At 73.1% G+C, this 4,622-nt stretch carries 5 protein-coding genes; 2 read left to right on the top strand and 3 right to left on the bottom strand.

Annotation, left to right across the window (positions count from 1 at the left end; translation table 11 throughout):
• Positions 1–115: 115 nt before the first annotated feature.
• Both ACRDSK_RS32005 and ACRDSK_RS32000 read right to left on the bottom strand, forming a co-directional pair.
• The gene (locus tag ACRDSK_RS32005) at positions 116–1,321 is read right to left on the bottom strand and encodes an MFS transporter (protein ID WP_431445142.1); all 1,206 of its coding nucleotides are present in this window, start codon (positions 1,319–1,321) and stop codon (positions 116–118) included.
• Positions 1,322–1,476: 155 nt separating this feature from the next.
• Positions 1,477–2,553, bottom strand: coding sequence for an FAD-dependent oxidoreductase (locus ACRDSK_RS32000; protein ID WP_431445141.1), 1,077 nt, complete (start codon positions 2,551–2,553; stop codon positions 1,477–1,479).
• A 52-nt stretch (positions 2,554–2,605) separates the two neighbouring features.
• Here ACRDSK_RS32000 and ilvA point away from each other — a divergent pair, with 52 nt between their 5' ends.
• Positions 2,606–3,844, top strand: a complete 1,239-nt coding sequence (gene ilvA, locus ACRDSK_RS31995) for a threonine ammonia-lyase IlvA (protein WP_431445143.1) — start codon at positions 2,606–2,608, stop codon at positions 3,842–3,844.
• Here the strand turns inward: ilvA and ACRDSK_RS31990 are convergent.
• On the bottom strand, positions 3,828–4,067 hold the full coding sequence (locus ACRDSK_RS31990) for a hypothetical protein (protein WP_431445139.1): 240 nt from the start codon (positions 4,065–4,067) through the stop codon (positions 3,828–3,830). The genes ilvA and ACRDSK_RS31990 overlap by 17 nt on opposite strands.
• Before the next feature lie 46 nt (positions 4,068–4,113).
• Between ACRDSK_RS31990 and ACRDSK_RS31985 the strand changes: the two genes are divergently transcribed.
• On the top strand, positions 4,114–4,500 hold the full coding sequence (locus ACRDSK_RS31985) for an AMIN-like domain-containing (lipo)protein (RefSeq protein ID WP_431445138.1): 387 nt from the start codon (positions 4,114–4,116) through the stop codon (positions 4,498–4,500).
• The last annotated feature ends 122 nt before the right edge of the window (positions 4,501–4,622 follow it).

Here is a 4,622-nt window from a genome sequence, read left to right as displayed (position 1 = left end):
GCGGGTGGCCGCGACCGCCGCACCGGCGGTCGCCGGTGAGCCGGCGGCGCAGCGCTGGTCGACCTTCCGGTGATCTGATCGCGGGGCCGCACCTTTCGCGGGGTGCGGCCCCGCCTCATTCGGTACGCGGCCAGCTGAGGTCGAGCAGGCTCGCGACGAGGGCCACCGCGCCCATGAAGGCGGCCAGGACCAGCAGCGTGCCGGTCGAGCCGATCGCAGCCAGCAGGACGCCGGCGACCAGCGGCGCGAGCGGGATCGTGCCCCACGCGATCATCCGTCCGGCGCTCTGCGTCCTGGCTTGCAGGTGATCGGGGGCGAGGGCGTAGCGGTAGGCGTTGACGACGACGTTGAACGCCGGACCGATGGCCGCGCCGGCGCCGGCCGCCGCGCCGAGTGCGAGCGGGGTGGGCATCGCGACCAGCACCGCGGTGCCGGCCGCCCACACCCAGAGCGAACCGATGATCACGACGCGGCCGGGCAGTCGGCGGTGCAGCCACGGGGCCGCGAACGCCCCGAGGATGGCGGCGAGGCCGGAGAAGGAGAGCAGCACGCCGATCAGCGCGGGGGAGGCGCCCATGCCCTGCGCGCGCACGATGAGCACCAGCGGCAGCGCGTTGAGGACGATGTTGGTAGCCCCGATGAGCACGACGATCGCGCGCAGGAAACGCTGGCGCCACAACCAGGTGAGCCCCTCGGCGATGTCGGCGAGCAGCGTGTTGTTGATCCGTTCGCGCGGCCCCTGCAGCCGGGGCCTGATGAACAGCAGGCTCAGCAGGGAGACCGCGAAGGACGCCGCGTTCACCGCGAACGGCACGGCGTGGCCGATCGCGAACAGGACGCCGCCGAGGGGTTGGCCGGCGAGCTCCGCGCCGTTCTCGCGGGCCTGGTTCTGCGCGAGGGCGGTCGGCAGCTGGGCGCGGTGCACGAGGTGCGGCAGGGCGGCGGACTCGGCGAGCTGGAAGAAGACGAAGCAGGCCCCGTCGAGGAACACGGCGAGCACGAGGTGGGTCAAGGTCGCCTCGCCCCACGACAACGCGGCCACGACACTGGCGAGCACTGCGACCCGCACCCCGTCCGCCGCGAGCATGACGCGCCGGCGATCCAGCCGGTCCACGAGCGCGCCCGCGGGGAGGTAGAGGAGGAGGAAGGGCAAGGTCTGCGCGAACCCGACGACCCCGGCCTGCAACGCGGACCCGGTCTCCGCGAGGACGAGCAGCGGGTAGGCGAGCGAGGAGATCCGCATGCCGACGGTGGAGACGACCTGCCCGCTCCAGAGCAGCATGAAGTCCCGGTTGCGCCACAACGGCCGGGTGGTGGTCACGGCCCCAGTGTGCCGACCGTCGTGGCGCTCCAGGCGCCTGTGGACAACTCCCGGAGTCGCGGGGGCCCCGCTTTCCAGTCTATGCGGTGGGACCGACGGTTTCGGCGGTGTCGATCTTGCCTGTGGACAGGTCAGTCGGCGGCGCGGGGTCGGGGTCAGGCAGCGGCCGGTGCCAGCAGCGTGCGGAGCTCGCGGATCGCGGCTCGGCCGGCTCTGTTCGCGCCCACTGTGCTCGCCGAGGGGCCGTAGCCCACCAGGTGCAGCCTCGGCTCGGCGACCACCCTCGTGCCGTCCATGACGATGCCGCCCGCCGGGGTGCGCAGGTGCAGTGGGGCCAGGTGGTCGAGCGCCGGGCGCCAGCCGGTGCACCACAGGATCACGTCCGCCTCGACCGTGCTGCCGTCCGCCCACGAGGCGCCCGTCGGGGTCAGGCGGGCGAACATCGGGCGGCGGTCGAGGACGCCGCGGGCCCGGGCGGCGACCACCTCGGGGGTCAGTGCCAGACCGGTCGCCCGCACCACGCTCTGCGGCGGCAACCCGGCCCGCACGCGCGAGTCGACCCGGGCGATGACCTTGCGACCGTAGTCGGACGTGAACGGGCCGGCGAAGAACTCCGGCGGTCGGCGGGTCACCCACGTCGTCTCCGCCACCGGCGCCAGCTCCAGCAGCAGCTGCACCGCCGACGTGCCGCCGCCGACCACGATCACCCGCCGGCCGGCCAGCGAGGCCGGGCCGCGGTAGTCCGCCGTGTGCAGCTGGCGGCCACGAAAGCGCTCCTGACCGGGGTAGCGCGGCCAGAACGGCCGGGTCCACGTGCCGGTCGCGTTGATCACCGCGCGGGCGGCCCAGGTCGAGTCGGCTTCGACGAGCAGCCGGTCCGACGGCCCCGGGCGCACGGCCGAGACGGTCACCGGCCGCACGACGGGCAGGTCGAACTCCCGCTCGTAGGCCGCGAAGTACGAGGGCACCGCGACCGCGGCCGGCGAGGTCGGGTCCGGCGGGTCGAAGGGCATGCCCGGCAGGTCGAAGATCCCGTGCACGGTCGCCATCCGCAGGGTCGGCCACCGGTGCTGCCACGCCCCGCCCGGCGCCGGGTTCGCGTCCAGCACCGCGAAGTCGAACCCGGCCCGCCGCAGGAAGTACGCGCTGGACAGCCCGGCCTGCCCGGCCCCGATCACCACGACGTCCGTCTCCCGCACACCCGGTGCAACGCCCGGGCCGGGCCGGCTCATCCCGCCGGTAGGGTCACGGGATCTTCGAGTGCGAGAAGTGGGTGCGTGGGTCATGGTGAGCGCGGCTGATGTGGCGGCGGCGGCCGAGCGGTTCGTGGGCGTGATCCCGCCGAGCCCGCTACAGCGCAACGAGCGCCTCTCCGCCCGCCACGACCTCGACGTGTGGCTCAAGCGCGAGGACCTCAACACCGTCCGCTCCTACAAGGGCCGCGGCGCGCTCAACTTCGTGAGCGGGCTGTCCGACGCGCAGCGCACCGCCGGCGTGGTGTGCGCGAGCGCCGGCAACCACGGCCAGGGCGTCGCGTTCGCGTGTGCCGCGCTCGGCGTGCGGTCGCGGGTGTACCTGCCGCGCACGACGCCGCGGCAGAAGCGCGACCGGGTGGCCGACCTCGGCGGGCGGACCGTCCAGGTCGTGGTCGAGGGCGACACCTACGACGACGCGGCCGCGGTCGCGCACGCCTACGCCGCCGAGCACGGCATGACGCTGATCCCGGCCTTCGACGACCCGCGCACGATCGCCGGGCAGGGCACGGTGATCCGCGAGGTCGTCCAGCAGCTGGGCCGCGTGCCGGACGCCGTCGTCGTGCCGGTCGGCGGCGGTGGCCTGCTCGCCGGCACCCTGACCTGGCTGTCCCAGACCCACCCGGCCGTGCGAGTCGTGGGCGCCGAGCCGGCGGGCGCGGCGAGCATGGCGTTCGCGCTCGCCGAGGGGCGGCCCGCCCCGCTGGCGCACGTCGACCCGTTCGTCGACGGTGCCGCGGTGCGCCAGGTCGGCCGGCACACGTTCGCGGTCGTCGCCGAGCACCGGCCCGATCTCGTCGCCGTGCCGGAGGGCCGGATCTGCGTGGAGATGCTGGACATGTACCAGGCCGACGGGATCATCTCCGAGCCGGCGGGCGCACTGGCGTCGGCCGCGCTGCGGGACCTGTCGCTGCCGCCCGGCGCGACCGTCGTGTGCGTCCTGTCCGGCGGCAACAACGACGTGAGCCGGTACGCGGAGATCGTCGAGCGGGCGCTGGTCTTCGAGGGCCGCAAGCACTACTTCCTGGTGGAGTTCCCGCAGGAGCCGGGCGCGCTGCGCCGCTTCCTGGACGACATCCTCGGCCCGGACGACGACATCACGCTGTTCGAGTACGTCAAGCGCAACAACCGCGAGACCGGCCCGGCGCTGGTCGGCATCGAGCTGGGCACCCCGGAGAACCTGGAGCCGATGCTCAAGCGCATGGAAACGGCACCGCACCGCATTGAGCGGGTGCCGCCGGACAGCCCCTTGTTCACTTTCCTCGTCTGAGAAAAACAACGCCAGGGTTCGCCGCGCGTCTCTTCGTGCAGATATCCGCAAAATGTGCGGTATTAATTCGAGGGGAGTCGGTGAAAATGTTACGAAGAACGGGATTGTTCGCTGCCGCGCTGATTGTGGCGGCCGGGTTGGTGGCGGTTCCAGTGGCCTCTGCGGCGTCGAAGACCTCGGCGAACGCGCCGGCCGCGGCGCTCGCGCCGTACTGCGGGATCACGTGGGGATCCCTGGCGAAGACGGCCAATCCGGTGACGGCACCGGAATTGACCAACATTCGCGCCGGGCGGCACGACTGCTACGACCGCCTCGTGCTCGACGTTCGCGGGCAGAATGTCACCGGATATTGGGTGCAATACGTGACCGCGGTGACCGAGGACGGGTCCGGACACGTGGTTCCGGTGCGGGGCGGGGCCAAGCTGTCGATCTCGCTGCAGGCACCGGCGTACGACGACGCGGGCCGGCCGACCTACCGGTACGCGAACCGGGCCGAGCTCGTGAACGTGTCCGGCTACCGGACGTTCCGCCAGGTCGCCTGGGCGGGCTCGTTCGAGGCCAGGACGACGGTCGGGCTGGGCGTGCGGGCCCGGCTGCCGTTCCGGGTGTTCACGCTGCCGGGCCGGCTCGTGGTCGACGTGGCGCACCAGTGGTGATCACTCGGCGGCCATCGCCGCGAGGCCGCGGCCGATCCGGGTCGCGTTGACGGTGTCGAGGTTGCTCAGGACGGTGACGGAGACGCGGGTGGCCGGCTGAACCTCGTTGTACGAGGTGAAGC

Origin of the sequence: Actinophytocola sp., from assembly GCF_050699915.1 — a bacterium.
Taxonomy (GTDB): domain Bacteria; phylum Actinomycetota; class Actinomycetes; order Mycobacteriales; family Pseudonocardiaceae; genus Actinophytocola.
This window is presented reverse-complemented; position numbering and strand designations above follow the sequence as displayed.